The organism is Methanosarcina sp. MSH10X1 (genome assembly GCF_004099695.1).
In the GTDB taxonomy this organism is placed as follows: Archaea; Halobacteriota; Methanosarcinia; order Methanosarcinales; family Methanosarcinaceae; genus Methanosarcina.
The window spans coordinates 43,592-59,249 of sequence record NZ_SCHL01000021.1; the positions used below are offsets into that span (position 1 = coordinate 43,592).

13 protein-coding genes and 6 tRNA genes are annotated in these 15,658 nt (G+C 44.5%); 12 read left to right on the forward strand and 7 right to left on the reverse strand.

The genetic code is table 11. The features are described 5' to 3' along the window. Window positions 1-446: 446 nt before the first annotated feature. On the forward strand, window positions 447-896 hold the full coding sequence (locus EQO05_RS13170) for a universal stress protein (RefSeq protein WP_128507242.1): 450 nt from the start codon (window positions 447-449) through the stop codon (window positions 894-896). Window positions 897-1,221: 325 nt separating this feature from the next. Here the strand turns inward: EQO05_RS13170 and EQO05_RS13175 are convergent, their stop codons facing one another. Genes EQO05_RS13175 through lonB form a run of 3 tightly spaced genes read right to left on the reverse strand, consistent with a single transcriptional unit; the run spans window position 1,222 to window position 5,989 of the window. Further along, window positions 1,222-2,532 carry a TldD/PmbA family protein gene (locus EQO05_RS13175; protein WP_128507244.1) on the reverse strand — a complete coding sequence of 437 codons (1,311 nt, stop codon included), beginning with the start codon at window positions 2,530-2,532 and terminating at the stop codon, window positions 1,222-1,224. A gap of 2 nt (window positions 2,533-2,534) precedes the next feature. Next, the gene (locus EQO05_RS13180) at window positions 2,535-3,863 is read right to left on the reverse strand and encodes a TldD/PmbA family protein (protein ID WP_240664684.1); all 1,329 of its coding nucleotides are present in this window, start codon (window positions 3,861-3,863) and stop codon (window positions 2,535-2,537) included. A 29-nt stretch (window positions 3,864-3,892) separates the two neighbouring features. Then, complete coding sequence (lonB, locus tag EQO05_RS13185) at window positions 3,893-5,989, reverse strand: ATP-dependent protease LonB (protein WP_128507248.1); 2,097 nt, start codon at window positions 5,987-5,989, stop codon at window positions 3,893-3,895. 515 nt (window positions 5,990-6,504) lie between these two features. Here lonB and EQO05_RS13190 point away from each other — a divergent pair. Beyond that, window positions 6,505-7,329 (forward strand): tetratricopeptide repeat protein, encoded by an 825-nt coding sequence (locus EQO05_RS13190; RefSeq protein WP_128507250.1) that lies wholly within the window; start codon window positions 6,505-6,507, stop codon window positions 7,327-7,329. Here the strand turns inward: EQO05_RS13190 and EQO05_RS13195 are convergent. Then, window positions 7,326-7,805 carry a hypothetical protein gene (locus EQO05_RS13195; protein WP_240664685.1) on the reverse strand — a complete coding sequence of 160 codons (480 nt, stop codon included), beginning with the start codon at window positions 7,803-7,805 and terminating at the stop codon, window positions 7,326-7,328. The two genes, EQO05_RS13190 and EQO05_RS13195, sit on opposite strands and share 4 nt — an antisense overlap. Window positions 7,806-8,229: 424 nt before the next feature. On the opposite strand from EQO05_RS13195, the gene EQO05_RS13200 reads away from it, so the two are divergent. Next, on the forward strand, window positions 8,230-8,331 hold the full coding sequence (locus EQO05_RS13200) for a tetratricopeptide repeat protein (protein WP_255420861.1): 102 nt from the start codon (window positions 8,230-8,232) through the stop codon (window positions 8,329-8,331). A gap of 185 nt (window positions 8,332-8,516) precedes the next feature. Here EQO05_RS13200 and EQO05_RS13205 read toward each other — a convergent pair whose 3' ends face one another. Together EQO05_RS13205 and EQO05_RS13210 are read right to left on the reverse strand one after the other, a co-directional pair. Continuing rightward, window positions 8,517-8,948 carry a cytochrome b5 domain-containing protein gene (locus EQO05_RS13205; protein WP_128507252.1) on the reverse strand — a complete coding sequence of 144 codons (432 nt, stop codon included), beginning with the start codon at window positions 8,946-8,948 and terminating at the stop codon, window positions 8,517-8,519. A 299-nt stretch (window positions 8,949-9,247) separates the two neighbouring features. Next, complete coding sequence (locus tag EQO05_RS13210; RefSeq protein WP_128507254.1) at window positions 9,248-9,457, reverse strand: zinc ribbon domain-containing protein; 210 nt, start codon at window positions 9,455-9,457, stop codon at window positions 9,248-9,250. Between the two features lie 202 nt (window positions 9,458-9,659). Between EQO05_RS13210 and EQO05_RS13215 the strand changes: the two genes are divergently transcribed. The 3 genes from EQO05_RS13215 to comE all read left to right on the forward strand — a co-directional run bounded on the left by EQO05_RS13215 (window position 9,660) and on the right by comE (window position 13,042). Continuing rightward, on the forward strand, window positions 9,660-10,121 hold the full coding sequence (locus EQO05_RS13215) for a hypothetical protein (protein WP_128507256.1): 462 nt from the start codon (window positions 9,660-9,662) through the stop codon (window positions 10,119-10,121). A gap of 380 nt (window positions 10,122-10,501) precedes the next feature. Further along, window positions 10,502-11,752 carry a cysteate synthase gene (locus EQO05_RS13220; RefSeq protein ID WP_128507257.1) on the forward strand — a complete coding sequence of 417 codons (1,251 nt, stop codon included), beginning with the start codon at window positions 10,502-10,504 and terminating at the stop codon, window positions 11,750-11,752. A 117-nt stretch (window positions 11,753-11,869) separates the two neighbouring features. Next, window positions 11,870-13,042, forward strand: a complete 1,173-nt coding sequence (gene comE / locus EQO05_RS13225) for a sulfopyruvate decarboxylase subunit beta (protein WP_128507259.1) — start codon at window positions 11,870-11,872, stop codon at window positions 13,040-13,042. A gap of 242 nt (window positions 13,043-13,284) precedes the next feature. Here comE and EQO05_RS13230 read toward each other — a convergent pair whose 3' ends face one another. Then, window positions 13,285-14,601, reverse strand: a complete 1,317-nt coding sequence (locus EQO05_RS13230; protein ID WP_128507261.1) for a methanogenesis marker 16 metalloprotein — start codon at window positions 14,599-14,601, stop codon at window positions 13,285-13,287. A gap of 390 nt (window positions 14,602-14,991) precedes the next feature. Here EQO05_RS13230 and EQO05_RS13235 point away from each other — a divergent pair. The 6 genes from EQO05_RS13235 to EQO05_RS13260 all read left to right on the forward strand — a co-directional run bounded on the left by EQO05_RS13235 (window position 14,992) and on the right by EQO05_RS13260 (window position 15,655). After that, window positions 14,992-15,065: transfer RNA gene (locus tag EQO05_RS13235), tRNA-Val, on the forward strand. Between the two features lie 76 nt (window positions 15,066-15,141). Beyond that, window positions 15,142-15,216 (forward strand) — tRNA-Phe (locus EQO05_RS13240). 4 nt (window positions 15,217-15,220) lie between these two features. Continuing rightward, a tRNA-Gly gene (locus EQO05_RS13245) sits at window positions 15,221-15,292 on the forward strand. A 62-nt stretch (window positions 15,293-15,354) separates the two neighbouring features. Then, window positions 15,355-15,428, forward strand: a tRNA-Val gene (locus EQO05_RS13250). Between the two features lie 76 nt (window positions 15,429-15,504). Next, window positions 15,505-15,579: transfer RNA gene (locus tag EQO05_RS13255), tRNA-Phe, on the forward strand. Window positions 15,580-15,583: 4 nt separating this feature from the next. Further along, a tRNA-Gly gene (locus EQO05_RS13260) sits at window positions 15,584-15,655 on the forward strand. Window positions 15,656-15,658 lie beyond the last annotated feature (3 nt).

Sequence of the window (15,658 nt, forward strand, 5' to 3'; positions counted from 1 at the left end):
TCAAATGGCTTTTTATCCGCATATAGACAATTAAAATATATTGAAACAGATTGAAAACGAAGTAAGTCAGCGTTTAAACAGCGTTAATACGACATTGAAACAATAATGTCAATGTATAAAAATAACATTATAAAATTATTGTATAGTTATTAAGTTTAAGCATTTATTTGTTCCATAAGAATTCCAGACGAACAACAGAAAGCTTCCAGAGTTTTCTAATTATAAGATAGTATAATAATATAAGAATATAATATGGAATACGATTAAAAAATAGTATAAGGAATATGAAAAAATTCGAGTTATAAAAAATGTGATGCAAGAGTTATATAGGTGATAATAAAATTAAATTCAGGAATAATAATATCTGGAAATAAACTGGAAAGAATATCCGGAAAGAATATCCGGAAATGATAGAGTAGAAATTTGCAGCTTAATGAGGGTTTAATATGGATGGCAGAACTTACAAAAAAATAATGATTGCAACCGATGGTTCGAGGCATGTGAGGAAAGCGATTGAGGCGGGAATTGAGCTTGCCAGACTCACCGGAGGCAGGCTCTATACTGTATACGTAATCGCTCCTGCAGGCTATTCTCCGAGAGATTTCGGGTGGGAAGAGTCATTGAGAGAATTTCTGGAGACTGAAGCGAAGAAAGCCGTTACTTTTGTTGAAGATGCCGGGAGAGCCGTCGGTCTTGAAGTAGAACCCTTAATTCTTGAAGGTCACCCTGCAGACAAAATTCTGGAATTTGCAGAACAGGAAGGCATGGACCTGATAGTTATGGGTACACTCGGAAGAACCGGACTTGACAGGTTCCTGCTGGGGAGCGTAGCTGAAAAGGTAGTAAGGCACTCAAAAGTGCCGGTCATGGTGGTAAAAGGAGAAGCTGGAGAATAAGAACCAGGCGAAGCTGCAGGATAAAAACCCGATAATTCGTTAAAATGAATTTTTTAAACGAATTTTTCCGGGAAGTAAGTAATACTAATAATACTAATTTTCGAGAATTATTGAAAAATCAGTTACTAAAAACCCGTTACTAAAAATCGGTTACTAAAAATCGGTTACTAAAAATCGGTTACTAAAAAATCAGTTACTAAAAATCGGTTACTAAAAATCGGTTACTAAAAACCCGTTACTAAAAATCGGTTACTAAAAAATCAGTTACGAAAAATCGGTTACTAAAAAATCAGTTACGAAAAAAGAAAGGGCTTTTCAAGAGCCCTTAACTTATAACACTAAGGTCCGATACCCGGATAGAAGGTGTAATTATTCCTCCGACTTTTCTGACATCAAAGCCTGCCCCTGTGATTTGTCTCAAGAGCTCGAAAGCATTGCCCGAGATCATGAGCGACTTTATAGGCTTATCAAGAGCTCCGTCTTTAATCGTAAAGGCATTTCTGGCTTCTACGGAGAAGTCTCCTGAAATTGAGTTCGCCGTGTGAGCCCCGATTACTGTACTTACAAAAACCCCGGACTGGGTATTAGCAATAATATCGGTCTGAGGGTAATCAATAATAAAGTTCCTGATCCCTACGGAAGGGGGGCTTGTATAAGAAGACCTTGAGCCATTTCCTGTGCTCTTTACGCCTGCTTTCCCTGCGGTATAACTGTCATAGAGGTAAGTCTCAAGCACACCTTTCTCGATTACAGTAGTACGCTGTGAAGGAACACCCTCATCGTCCGAAGCCGAAGTTTCAATCCCTGCCTCAATGAGCCCATCATCGTAGATATTCAGTTCCGGAACTGCCAGTTCTTCCCCGAGTTTATCTATCAAACCCGATCTTCCCTTCTGAATATTGTCCGCATCAAGGGAAGGAGCAAGCGCTTCCTCGATAATGTCGGATAAAGCAAACGGATGGAAGATCACATCTGTCTTTTGAGATTCGACTTTTATTCCGCCATTGGATTTCAGCGCAAGTTCGGCTGCATTCTTTCCCAAAGCAAAGAAGTCAATATCAAGGGAACGCGAAACCGCAAAATCATAGGCTGTCGAAGTCTGCCCATTTACAGTAATGACATCCACAAAACCAGAAACTGCTGTTGATTCTTCTTCGATTTCTATGCCGTTTGTGTTCAGGATAAGCTGCCTGCCCTTTGCCCGAGTAAAGCCCCCTGAAGTCGGAAGTGTGCCCGGAACTTCTTTCGTGCCTTCTATGAGGGCCAGGGCATACTCAATACACGCTTCAAGTTCCAGAGCCTCGACCTTTTTATCGTAGATGCCAGAGACCGTGGGATATTTCCCGTTAGAAGGAAGACCTACCCAGTCAGGGTCGCTTTCCCTGACCCTGGCTTCGGCAACTGCAACCTCTACAGCATTTTCTATCTGGGCTGCCGAATTCGTACTGGCGAAACCAACGGCTCCGTTTACTATAGCCCGGACTCCTATGCCTTCCGAGAAACGGTCCTTAGCGTTCTCTATGGCGTCCTTTTTAAAATTCACGCCTGTTGAGTGATTTGCAGCGTAATAGACCTCAGCTTCTTCAGCCCCTGCTTTTTCTGCAAACCTGAGAGCTTTCCTTGCAAGCTCGTACATCTTCAGGCACCTCCTACCAGAGCTTTTGAGATCGTCAGGTGAGGAGAACCGTCGGATACGGACACAAGCTGCCCGGCTTTTCCGCATCTGCCTGCGGTCATTTTCAGATCGTTACCCACAAGAGCTACATGGTTGAGAATTTCAAGGGTTTTGCCGGAGAGAGAAACGTCCCGTATGAGTTCGGTGAGTTCTCCGTTCTTTATAAGGTATCCTTTTTCGGCATTGAACTGGAAAATTCCTTCTCCGGTGTTAACCTGTCCTCCTCTGGACCCTATAAGATACATCCCGTTCTTTACTTCTTCGAGCATCTCTTCAAACCTGGCATCCCCGTTATCTATGAAGGTATTGCTCATCCTGACAACAGGCATGGAATAGCCCTGAGCTCTACAGTTCCCAGGCGTTCCCCCCAGTTTCGCTGCAGTTTCCCTTGAATGGAGATAAGAATTAAAGACTCCGTTCTTGATTATTTCTGTCCTTTTTGATTGTGCTCCTTCAGCGTCAAAAGGATAATACCCAAACTCATGCAGGGTAGGGTCATCGATAATCGTAATAAGAGGAGATGCAATCTGTTCTCCAATTCTGTTTTCAAGAATGGAATCTCCTTCAAGGACGAGATCGGCCTCGGATGCGTGCCCAACGGCTTCATGGGCAAAGACGCCAGCCAGTTCCTGGTCAAGAATTACAGGCATTTCTCCTCCTTTAGGGGTTTTCGCATTGAGGAGTTCAACTGCAGTATTCCCTGCCTTGCCGGCAAGTTCCAGAACATTCTCTTTCTTAAAAAGCTCATATCCGTACCCAAAGCGGCTTTCCCTTCCTGCCTGGTATACTCCGTTCTCGGAAGCAACCGCAGAGACCGCAAAGCCGACGTTCAGAAGCTCATACCCCGATTCAATACCATCGGAACTCCTGTATTCGACTTTAAACTCGGACTCCAGATACATTACCTTGGTACTGTTGATGCCCTTTACTTTCGCACTGGTTTCTATGCTCTTTAAAAGATCGACTTTCTCCTCAATAGAAACGTCTCTCGGATCAATCCTGATTTCGGGAAGGTTCTTTACTTCAGGAGGATTTACGACCGCAAGTTCTACTTCTTCCTTGGGAGTGCCGTCGTTCATAGAAAAAGCGAGTTTTGAGGCAGCTTCGATACCTTTTTTAAGGTCGATATCTCCCTCTACGGAGGTATAGCCCCAGGAGCCTCCGCAGAGAGCCCTTATGCCGGCTCCCTTTGTGAAGTTTCTGGAAATTTCCTCGATCTTTCCGTTATCCAGAATAATTGAGGTGGAACTGCCCTCAATTATCCTGCAGTCATAAAATTTAATATCCTGCATGTTAATATCCTGCATAATACCTGTCCTGATCAGTTCCTGCACCCAAAAAGATTCTTAGCCTGTACGGAAGCGGGTGAAACCTCAGGAATATCGAAGCTGAGCCTTGTGATACTTCGGAGTTTTTCAATAATTGAGTTCTTTCTCGGCCCCACAAGGCTGTGTTCCATTACCTCCGCAATAGTGGAAACAGGGATAATCTGAATCTTTTCCCGGTATGATTTTTCAATGAGCACATCTGCTTCATTTGCTTTCGGGATGATGACTTTCTTCATACCCGCCTGGGCTGCAGCCTCAATCTTATAGGTAACTCCGCCTACTGGCAGGACATCTCCCCTGACTGAAAGGGAGCCTGTCATTGCAACAGTCTGGTCAACAGGAATCTTTTCGATGGCAGATATGACAGCCGTTGCAATGGAAACCGATGCACTGTCGCCTTCCACGCCTTCGTAGGTTCCTACAAACTGGATATGGACATCGTGTCTGGAGATATCCGTACCTGTCATATTTTTTATGACAGCAGAGACGTTTTGCACCGCTTCCTTTGCGATCGTTTTGAGCTTACCTGTTGCTATAATCCGGCCCTCGGATCCGGAAATTGCAGGGGTGACTTCGGACACGATAGGAAGTACGATCCCGGAGTCCCCGCCCATAACTGCAAGTCCGTTAACCCTGCCCACAGCAGAACCTCTTCTGAGGAAGGATTCATATTCCTTGCGCTGCTCCAGGTAGCTGTCTGCAAGCTGCTGCTCAATGGATCTTGCGATTCTTTTTGCAGCAAGTACGTGTTCTGAGGTTGTTAATTGAGCTCCTTCAGAGTGGGCAATATCTCCTGCCACACGTACGAGCCCGCCAAGGTCACGCAGTTTCAGGGTAAGATGTCCTTTCCTGCCTGCCCGCCTTCTGGCTTCCCGGATTACTTCCTCCACTGCACCTTCATCAAAGTGAGGGATGTGCCCGTCCCGGACAACTTCCTGGGCAACAAAACGGACCATTTTCTTCCGGTTCTCGGCACTATCTTCCATGGAGTCCCGCATGTAGACTTCGTAACCGTAACCTTTTATCCTTGACCTGAGCGCAGGATGCATCTTCTGCACGGCGTCCAAGTTCCCTGCAGAAACCATAATAAAATCACAGGGCACTGGCTCGGTTTTTACAAGAGCGCCTGAGCTTCTCTCGGACTGCCCGGTAATAGGATATTCCTTTTCCTGGAGCGCAGTCAGGAGGCTCTGCTGGGATTCCAGCCTGAGAGTATTGATTTCGTCAATAAAGAGCACACCTTTGTGAGCCTTGTGGATATCTCCTGCCTCCACCCTGTCGTGAGCAGGAGTCTCAAGCCCGCCTGACTGGAACGGGTCGTGTCTTACATCCCCAAGCAGAGCGCCTGCGTGAGCTCCGGTTGCATCGATGTATGGTGCGTGCTCTTTATCATAATTGGAAACCGCCATCTTCGGAATCATCATTTCTTCTTTAGGCAAGAACTGGCGGGTCAGCATGAGAATCATTATGCCTGCAATAATGCCCCATAGTAATTGGGCAACAAAATAAGAGTAGATAATAATGCCCACAACAAAAAGCATCATGAGCATATTTCTGGCCTGGGCTTTCTTCCTGGCTTCCATCTTGTGAGCCATGACGATTTCTCTGCCTTTTCCGGCAGGAACCTCCCTGATTTTAGGGTTGTTCAGGTCTTCCATGTTAGGATATACAAGAATATCCTTGAGCTCTTCTTTAGGAAGAAGTTCTGCCATTGCTTTTGCAAGCAGGGATTTCCCTGTACCTGGGGTCCCTATCATCATAATGTGCCGTCTCTGGCTGGCTGCCTTTTTCACAACTTCTACGGCATGCTCCTGCCCCAGCACCTGGTCAATTAGAAGTTTGGGTACATCTATATTAGAAGTATTTTCAAACAGGAAGCCGATGTCAACATCTTCATCCATGTCCTGACCGGATTCAGACTCGGCTTTAACCTGGTTGGGTTCAGGCCCAGTCATACCCTTACCGGACTCATCCCTCTTCTGGTCGGCCGCAGACTTGTCTACGTCCTGAACGGGCTCGCCTATATCTTGAGCGGGTTCGTCCATCTTCCCCGAAGACTCGTCTATGTTCTGATTACTATTATACACCATGGTTAGCTCACATATTCGAACGTTGTTAAATAGACGTTACTAAACAATATTTATATTTGACGTTTTCGAAAAATAATGGGATTAGTGATAAAATGATTGGTAAAAGCGGGTGTCACAATAACGAATTCCTGAAGTTACTGTACCCCATCCATACTTCGGCTAATTATATAAACTTACGGTATATAAAATTAACCTACCACTGTATATACAATATATAGAAACCTCTTGTTATATACTATTCGCTAGTTGCGCATTTGGCTCGAAAACGCAACAAAAATTAATTTTCAAATCGGTGTTTAAGAAGTCTCAAGTCATTTATGATATCTCCCCTATATATACATTGAGCATGGTCCGCGGATTCAAAACTGACTCAGAGCCGAAATGAGATGTCAAAATTAGTTCAGACTGGTTCAGACTGGCTCAGGCTGAAATAAATCTAATGAAGCCATATCCCTGCAGCTGCTCATAAACCGGTATCGACATCTATTTAAAAAAACAAGAGGCTTTTTTCTCTTATGTCCGGAAGCAAGGTAAGAAATCTTCTCCTTCTGAAGCAAATTCATAGTGCTGTAGCCCAGATCAAAAAAGGCAAGCTGGATAAAGCCCTTGAAACCCTAGATAAAGCCGAAGACTCCGCAAAAAGAGCAAAATCTACTGACGCCCTTTATTATGTTCTTTTTACGCGTGGAAGTATCCTTTATACTGCGGCTAAATATGATGAAGCCCTTGAAACCTATGAAAGGGCACTTAATGCAGGCTCAGAACTCCTTAAAGCCGACCCCGAGAATATTGATTACCAGCACTATATGGGCACAACCCTGAGCAATACCGGAAACCTGCTTAAAAAGAAAGGTGAAATTTCACAAGCTGCCGAATACTATACCCGTGCCTGTAAGACATATGTAAACCTTCTGGAGAAAGAGCCTGAAAATGCAGTTTTCCGATCCTATGCCGGCGAGAACCTGAATAATTATGCGGTTCTCCTCACGGACATGAGCTCTTTTGAAGAAGCCTGTGAGGTGCTCAGGCAGGCAATTGAGCTTTACGAAAAGCTCCTCGAAGAAAAGCCAGAAAACCTCGGCTACCAGGCCGAGCTTTCAGTCGCGCTCAGCCAGTTTGGAAATTGCCTCATCCGCCAGGGCCCGGAAAAGCGCGACTCTGCAAAACCGTACCTTGAAAAAGCCCTTGCCATGCAGGAAAACCTTCTAGCCCAGCAGCCCGAAAATGAGAACATTAAGGAAGCCATTGCTTTGACCCGTGAAAGGCTGGAAAGACTGGAAAAAGTAGAAAAGCAGGAAAATCCGGAGAAACCGGATAAGCCTGATAATTCCGAACATTAAAGATTGTTATTCGAAAATAGCAGCATATGCACATAAAGTAAAATCAAGAGGCCTGCAACGATTCCCCAGATGAACTGAAAGGTAAAGTACGAATAAATAACCAGCCCCAGCACGAAAAGGGTAACAGCAATATTTGCAAGCCTGACTTTCCTTTTCATCCGGGGATCGTGCGGAGTTCCGGCTTCTTCTTCTTCCAGGTAACATTCCGTGAAGTGACTTCTTTCCCATTTCAGCAGGAAGTAAAGCCTCAGGATAAGGACATCGATAACTATGCCCCAGAGAAGCTGCCCGATATAAAAGGTATAAAAGAGGATAGCTGCGAGAAAGATACCCACAAGTATAAGGTAAATTTTTTCTCGTTTTCTGATTTCAGGAATCTCGATTCTACCCTTCCCCCAACACTCCTTATCTTTTTCTTCCTTTATTTCTCCATTAACGTTATTTACCTTTTCCCAGACGCCCATTTCAGAGATCAATTAACATCAAATTATTAAAAAAATAGTTAAAAAACATGGGTTAATTTTCGGGCGGCAAAAAAATTAAATGATAAAAAACCCGAACGCAGCAACTGTAATCAGTCGCCTGAGTCCGAATTATCCACGCTCCATCGGCGCGGCTTTTCCCGGTATACAGAGGATAAGAATCAATAATCTCTTGTTCTCACGGTTTTTGCTACAACTACAGCACAAAAAACACAATGTTTAAGCTATCCTGAATTTATTCTTTTACTGTGTCAGGGCGTTTGAGAGATTCAACAGAAGAAAATTTTCAAAAGACCTCATTTTCAATGTAAGAAGGTAACCCCAAGGAAGCCTTAAAAGAGCTTAGAAAAGCCGAAGAAGCTATAAACTCCTCGAAAACGACCCCGAAAACATAGCCTACCAATCAGATGTAGGAGCTATACTCAACAATTTAGGAACCTTGCTTTCTGATATGGGGCGCATTGAAGAGGCAAAACAAAGATATGAGAAAGCACTCGATATGCGTGAAAAGCTCCGTTAAAGACACTACCCTCCTGCCACGATTAACAAGTACTCAAAATGTCAAAAAAGGTAAGAAGGCTGGTGATTACCTGAAAATCTCCTTAGTGGCTTAACTTCGAGCCTATCCAGAAACTCAAAATTTGATTTTCTAACCCATTCTGGAACAGTCGATGGAATTCTATTTTTATAGATTATAGAGTAAGGTTATTCTCTCAAAGTCCCGACAACAGGATAACCCTTTAATATTTCAGCTCCATGCGGTGTCTGGTCTATTTTTCCAGTTATGTCTGTCCCAGCATTGCATCCTTTATGACTGCCATTTATCCAGATATTCTCATCAGTGACATCATAAACCTGACCCTGATAGGAAGCGTATGCCTTCCCATTTTTACCGTTGTACTCTGCAAGTTCTTGAAGTGTAAATTCTTTCATCTCAGATTTGTTTGTTGCATTCTGCATTTCGGTTGCAGTCTGTATTTCAGTTGCCTCTTCTCCAGTTGGAGTGACTGCTTCAACAGGAGTTACAGCTTGTTCTGGTGTTCCAGTTTCATTTTGAGTTACCGGTTTATTTTCCGTGCATCCTATTGTCAGGAATATGCTGAGTAAAACTATCAATATAATCAGAACTTTTCTCATTATTTCCCCCCATACAGCACAATTTTCTTTCTATTTACTCAGTTCCAAAACGAGAAAGAAATTCTTCGAATTTCTGAAATTTAATACAAATTGATCTAAAGGTATTATTTTATTTCATGGAGCTTACGCACTCAAGATATAAAAATAAAGTACAGTAAACATTAAATGATGTAATTTTTCGATTCTAACGTCCTGGAAAAAACATATGAATCCGATATAGTTGTAGAATTAAGTTTAATTTTAAGACATGCTCATCATGAGGATAAAAATAAGTTTTGGGATAGTCTCTTTAAGTAAATTTAAGTAAACAGGTCGAAAATATTTCCCAGCATGTTGCTGTCAGCCTGGTAGAATTCGGTGTATTTACAGCGTTTGCAGGTGACGTGGGTGAATTTCTTGTTCTGGAGGTCTAGGAGTTTACTGAGAAAACCGCCTGTGGTGCGGATTTCGCCGGTCTCGTAAGAATTATTACCGCATTTGGGGCACACGAAGTTAATATTTCTGCTCATTTTCTGGTCTCGTTATTTTGTAGTTTGATTATTTTATGATCCTGTTATTTTTCGGTCTCTTTATTTCCCGGCCTTGTTATTATTTGATCTGGCTGGAATTTGTCAGTTAGTCAGGAGTAGCTTTACACTGGCATTATTTAATATTATTGCAGAAATAGAGGAAAGAAATATTAGACTAAAGAATAATTACTGCGTAAGAGCCATGAAAATAAAAGCTATAATCACGATTGCGCTTATAATCTCGGCTGCCCTGATGGCTGCAAAGTTATCTCCGGGGATTATTAATACTGATCAGTTCAGGGAAGGAAAGTATATCCATCTGGACAGTATGGAAATTGCCTTCAGTAAAACTGATGCGAAAATTAGTATTGAGTACCATTTAAGCCCTTTTGCCCAGGCGTATATATTTCTTTTCGGGAGCAAGCATCTGGAGCCCAAGATAGAGGAGATTTTTTTTGACTTTGAGAATGTGAAAGTTAAGGAGATAGGGAGAAGCAGTGCTTTGATTCAGGTGAAAGGCGTCTCCAGAAGGAGTGATGAATATTACCTGCACGAGTCCCGGGAATTTGGAATGGCGCCTGATACCCTAACTGTGATTTATCCAGAGGGCGCCAGGAGAAATATTCAACACGCAAAATTCACCCCGAATACATTTTATGTTTGAGAAAGGTCCGGTATAGCTTAGATTAGCTTTTAACTGGCTTCTAATTAACCTTTAACTGGCTTCTAATTAACCTTTAACTGGATTTAATCAGCTTTTAACTGGCTTTTAATTAACCTCTGATCGAAATTCCCGGATTCCGGATCCAATGCTCAAATAGCGCTTCCATTTCCAGAAGCCTTTAAATTTCCTTTTATCTCTGCTTATCTCTCCACAGTTGATCTATTCTTCTCGTCTTAAGCTTTAAGAGGAGCTGTTCTTCCTTTCCGAAGAAAGTAATTTCCGGCTAAGGACATTTATTCAGACACATGGCACAAAAAGGTGATTTTATACACATTTCAGGAATATATATTTAATAAGAAACCCAATTTTCTTTGATAGCCATGGGAAGATTCAACCTAAAATGTCTCAAGTGTGGAAGAGAATATGGTCAGGAATACAGGCTCACCTGTGAAAATGACAACTCTCTTTTGCGGGCGGACTATTACGAAAAAACGCTGGAACTAAGAAACCAGCCCGGAATCGGAAGGTTCCATTCCTGGCTCCCAATTCAGGAAGAGCTTACTACGGATGCAGGACCCATAACTTACAAAAGCGAAGCCCTTGCCAGGGAATTGGGGCTTTCAAACCTTTATATAGGATTCAGTGGGTACTGGCCCGAAAAAGGGGCTTTCGTTAGAACCTGCAGTTTCAAAGAACTCGAAGCCTACCCGACCATGCAGCTCCTGAAAGAAACCGGTGGAAAAGCTATAGTCCTTGCCTCTGCCGGAAATACAGGTAGGGCATTTGCTCACGTATCGGCTTTGACAGGCACTGATGTCTACATAGTTGTGCCGGATTCCGGAGTTTCAAAGTTATGGTTGCCCGAGGAACCGACCGAATCTATTCATCTTATACGCATGAGCCCTGGAAATGATTACACGGATGCTATCAATCTTGCAGGCAGGCTTGCAAAACTGCCTGGCATGGTTCCCGAAGGCGGAGCGAGAAACGTTGCCAGAAGAGACGGGATGGGCACTGTAATGCTGGATGCAGCCATGACAATAGGGAAAATTCCTGACCATTATTTCCAGGCTGTCGGAAGCGGTACTGGAGGAATTTCAGCCTGGGAAGCCGCATTACGTCTCAAGGAAGACGGGCGGTACGGGCGAAAACTTCCGAAACTCCAGCTTGCCCAGAACCTTCCGTTTGTGCCCATGTATAATGCCTGGCAGGAAAGAAGAAGAGAGATAATTCCCGAACTTGACATGAATGATGCAAAGAAACGGATCGAAGAAACCTACGCCACCGTACTTACCAACCGGGCTCCCCCGTACGGAGTTACAGGCGGACTCTATGACGCACTTGTTGATACTGACGGAATAATGTATGCAGTTACAAGAGAAGAAGCCCTTGAGGCTAAGGCTCTTTTTGAGTCACTTGAAGGTATTGATATCCTATCTCCCTCAGCAGTGGCGGCAGCCTCCCTGTTAAAAGCTGTACAAGCCGGAAAAATCTCAAGAGACGAAACTATTCTCCTGAATATTGCAGGCGGAGGATACAGTCGCCTGAAAGAGGACTTTGACCTTTTCCAGATCCCGCCGGTAGCTACTGCGAGGGACCCGGATGTGGCTCTCGAAGAACTTAACATCTGATTGGGAAAAGAACTGAGTTTGGAAAGAGATCCAATCAGGAAACTATCCGAATTTAGAAAATATCTGAATTTGGAGAAGCGACAGAAAAATTAGAGAAGAAACTGAAGAGGTGGTTTCATGGCAAGCCCGGAAGAAGAAGTCATAGCAATCATGAAAAAAGCAGGTATAGACCTTGCTGCAACCCTGCCCTGTGACAGGATCAAGAACCTGCTTCCCCTGATTTCGGAGAATTTTCCTGAAATCCGGTTGACGAGAGAAGAGAATGGGGTGGGCATCTGTGCCGGAGCTTACCTTGCAGGGGGTAAACCCATGATGCTCATCCAGAGCACAGGGCTGGGAAATATGATTAACGCCCTGGAATCCCTGAATATAATATGTAAGATCCCCCTGCCTGTCCTGACAAGCTGGCGAGGGGTCTATGGCGAAGGTATAGAGGCACAGGTTCCGCTTGGTGTCCACCTGCCTGCAATCCTTGAGGGGGCAGGACTGGAATATACAATAATTGATGAACCCGAAAAGCTTCCTTTCCTTGAAAACGTAATAAAAGATGCCTTTGAGAATTTAAGGCCGCATATAGCCCTGATCTCACCCAAGATCTGGGAAAAATCGGACTGCTGTGCCTGGGAAATCGCAGGAATGCCGGAAAAGCCGGAGATTATGGAAAGGACATGCAGATTTAATTTTACAGGGGAGACACTCAAGCCAGTCATGCTAAGGAACGATGCAATTTGTGCAATTGCTTCCGAACTCGATGGGGAAATTACGGTAACAAATCTGGGAGTACCCTGTAAGGAACTCTATGCCTGCAAGGACAGAGATCTTAATTTCTATATGTTCGGCTCAATGGGGCTTGTCTCGTCAATAGGGCTTGGTCTTGCTCTTCAAACCGAGAAAACCGTCGTGACCTTTGATGGGGACGGCAGCCTGCTTATGAATCCTAATGCCCTGCTCGAAATTGCCAGAGAAGCCCCGAAGAACCTGATAATTGTCTGCCTTGACAACGGCGCATATGGCTCCACGGGCTCGCAGGAAACCTGTGCCCTTCGCTATATCGACCTGGAAATTCTTGCAAATGCCTGCGGGATTCAGAACACGGCTAAAACAAACAGCAGAGAGGGGCTAATTGAAACCTTCAGGAAGTTTCGGGACATACAGGAACTTTCCTTTATCCATGTAATCCTGAAACCCGGGAATACAAAAGCCCCTAACATTCCCCTGAGCCCTGAGGAAGTTACAAAACGCTTTAAAGAGGCTTTAAAAGCTGAGAGTATAAAGAAACTTAAAAAATAGAAAGGCTGCCCAGGGAAGCCTTAAAGGCAGGGGACTAAAAATCTTTTAGGATAGGAGCTATGAAAACAGATAACCAGAAAAATAACAATCACAATTGAGGAGTGCTAAAGGAGAGAAGGGCGTGAGAAAACATGCCGGACGGCAATTGCTTACTCTAGCCTTATTTTCTCCAAACCGGGATTTTTCAGCATACCGATCTGAAGTTTTTACTTCGAGTTTCTGACTTTCAACAAGCTTTTTTATTACCCTCTCCAGCTTATTTTTTCTACAGGCTCAGTGAGCCTGAACCTTCCGGTGAGGACTTTCCCTTTGAGCTCTTCGGCTGCTATAATTGCCCTTGCGCGATCGGACTGGCGTAGCGTGACCTTAATATCCCTAGGGCATCCCCCGGTTGCACACCTGACAGAGCCCAGGTTTGCAGTAAAGGCTTCCCCTCTGCATCTTGAGATGCATAGTCCGCAGTTAAAGCAAAACTCCGGGCGGTGTACGGCTCCGTTTTCTTCCCTGCTGACGGCACCCATGGGACAGGCTTCAATTACAAGGCAATCTTTGCAATTAATACATTTTCCGGGCTCGTATTCTATATTCAGGTCGGCATTATCCCATACATCGCCATAAGTGATCTCGCAGAGCGGGATCCGACCTGCAAGGTCTACAAGCTTAAGCGGAATTTCCTTATCGAGCTTCAGGATATTTTCCAGCATACCTTCGTGAAGTATCGGGATCGGGACAGCCCAGGTATTGATAATTTCAGGACCGGCAGATGTTACAAAACCTCCCATGTATTCAGGGAGCATGTCGTGCATGTCCGCAAAACCTGTGAGGTTAGGATTATCCGGAGCGCTTCGGGTGCCAGCACCCGTAACAAATCCATCCGCTCCGTTGAGTAGCACCCTTGTCCCGATCCCTATAGTCTCAAGCCCGGGATCGTTTTCTATTGGATTTAACTCGCCGCAGCCACAAAAGGTCATCTCTTTAAATTCACCTTCAAACGGCAGGGCATGGAAGATAGTATTAATGGGTTCTTTTCCGGGATTTACAAACGCCCGGTAATTTTTAAAGGCATGTCTTGTTGCATGGAGTTTCGCATAGGGGATTTCAGATAGCCGCGTTTCCACTGAAAAACGATTTCCTTCACTTGTAGTTACATCAACTTTAATGGTCTTTCCTTCTACCATCTCCCTGAATAAATGCCCGCCTCCGTAATCGGGATTTAACTCACTGTGAGCTGTCCCGAGTACGATCAGGTCCAGTACTCCAAGCCTTTCGTTGGGGCAGGGCCCTACAACGGCAGGTACGCCGTTAAGCAGGACTTCAGACGCCCTGACAAACGAGTCGGGCTCTGAGACTTTGAACGAAAGTACGGCATATGTTCCGCTCATAATGCCGCGCGTTGCAGTAGTTACAACATCCACATCTTCAAACCCTATTTCCTCCCCTGCCCGAATTCTCGCGCTAATTTCTGTGGCCGTAAGGACTACAGCGTCTCCGGCATCAATTTTATCCTGTATTTCCGGGATTGTGCGGGACGTCCCTGTATCATCGAATGCTCCGTTCATGTTACCCTCAACCGGGATATTGAGTTCATCCTATTTTAGAAGCATGTTTGATCTAATGATTATAGATGGGAGACTCTGAAAATAAGATTTGGAATCGAATTAGAATTGTACATTAAAGGGAAGAATGTGATGAGTAAGCAGGTAAGAGGAAGTAAGGATGGAGAATTAAAAGTATAGAAGAGTATTCAAGAGTTGAGCAGGGCTAAAAATCTGAGCCAGAATTGAAAAGTATGAGGCAGCAGCGGAAAATCGGCTATCAGAATGTAAAGTTCTTTATTTTCTGGAGGCTGATTTGAGTAAAAAAAGCCCGGACCACCCAAAACTTATATAAATGATGATGCGTACTATGGAGTTGCACTTTGGTGCGAAAAACGGAAACAAATAACGACTGGGCTCGTGGTCTAGACGGTTATGACGTCGCCTTGACATGGCGGAGGTCCTGAGTTCGAATCTCAGCGGGCCCACTCAAAAACTTTCCGGAGATTTTTCCGGAAAGCAAAAAACAGGCTACCATTCTCAGGTGAATGGTAAATTTTGCCTGCCCAGGTAGCTCAGTGGGAGAGCGCTGCCCTGAAGAGGCAGTTGTCCCCGGTTCGAATCCGGGTCTGGGCACCAGAGCACATCAGTAGTGTAGCGGTCATCACCGGGCGTTGCCAACGCTCGAACCCGGGTTCGAATCCCGGCTGATGTATAACTTTTTTAAAAACAAATGCTCCGGAGAAGTATTTCCTGAAGCAGAAACAATAACATAAAGGGCTCGTGGTCTAGACGGTTATGACGTCGCCTTGACATGGCGGAGGTCCTGAGTTCGAATCTCAGCGGGCCCACTCAAAAACTTTCCGGAGATTTTTCCGGAAAGCAGAAAACAGGCTACCATTCTCAGGTGAATGGTAAATTTTGCCTGCCCAGGTAGCTCAGTGGGAGAGCGCTGCCCTGAAGAGGCAGTTGTCCCCGGTTCGAATCCGGGTCTGGGCACCAGAGCACATCAGTAGTGTAGCGGTCATCACCGGGCGTTGCCAACGCTCGAACCCGGGTTCGAATCCCGGCTGATGTATAA

Coding starts and splice junctions, on each gene's coding strand:
- EQO05_RS13175 (WP_128507244.1), bottom strand. CDS start 2,532: ATGTACGAGCTTGCAAGGAAAGCTCTCAGGTTTGCAGAAAAAGCAGGG.
- EQO05_RS13190 (WP_128507250.1), top strand. CDS start 6,505: ATGTCCGGAAGCAAGGTAAGAAATCTTCTCCTTCTGAAGCAAATTCAT.
- comE (WP_128507259.1), top strand. CDS start 11,870: ATGGCAAGCCCGGAAGAAGAAGTCATAGCAATCATGAAAAAAGCAGGT.
- EQO05_RS13170 (WP_128507242.1), top strand. CDS start 447: ATGGATGGCAGAACTTACAAAAAAATAATGATTGCAACCGATGGTTCG.
- lonB (WP_128507248.1), bottom strand. CDS start 5,989: ATGGTGTATAATAGTAATCAGAACATAGACGAGTCTTCGGGGAAGATG.
- EQO05_RS13205 (WP_128507252.1), bottom strand. CDS start 8,948: ATGAGAAAAGTTCTGATTATATTGATAGTTTTACTCAGCATATTCCTG.
- EQO05_RS13230 (WP_128507261.1), bottom strand. CDS start 14,601: ATGAACGGAGCATTCGATGATACAGGGACGTCCCGCACAATCCCGGAA.
- EQO05_RS13180 (WP_240664684.1), bottom strand. CDS start 3,863: ATGCAGGATATTAAATTTTATGACTGCAGGATAATTGAGGGCAGTTCC.
- EQO05_RS13220 (WP_128507257.1), top strand. CDS start 10,502: ATGGGAAGATTCAACCTAAAATGTCTCAAGTGTGGAAGAGAATATGGT.
- EQO05_RS13210 (WP_128507254.1), bottom strand. CDS start 9,457: ATGAGCAGAAATATTAACTTCGTGTGCCCCAAATGCGGTAATAATTCT.
- EQO05_RS13215 (WP_128507256.1), top strand. CDS start 9,660: ATGAAAATAAAAGCTATAATCACGATTGCGCTTATAATCTCGGCTGCC.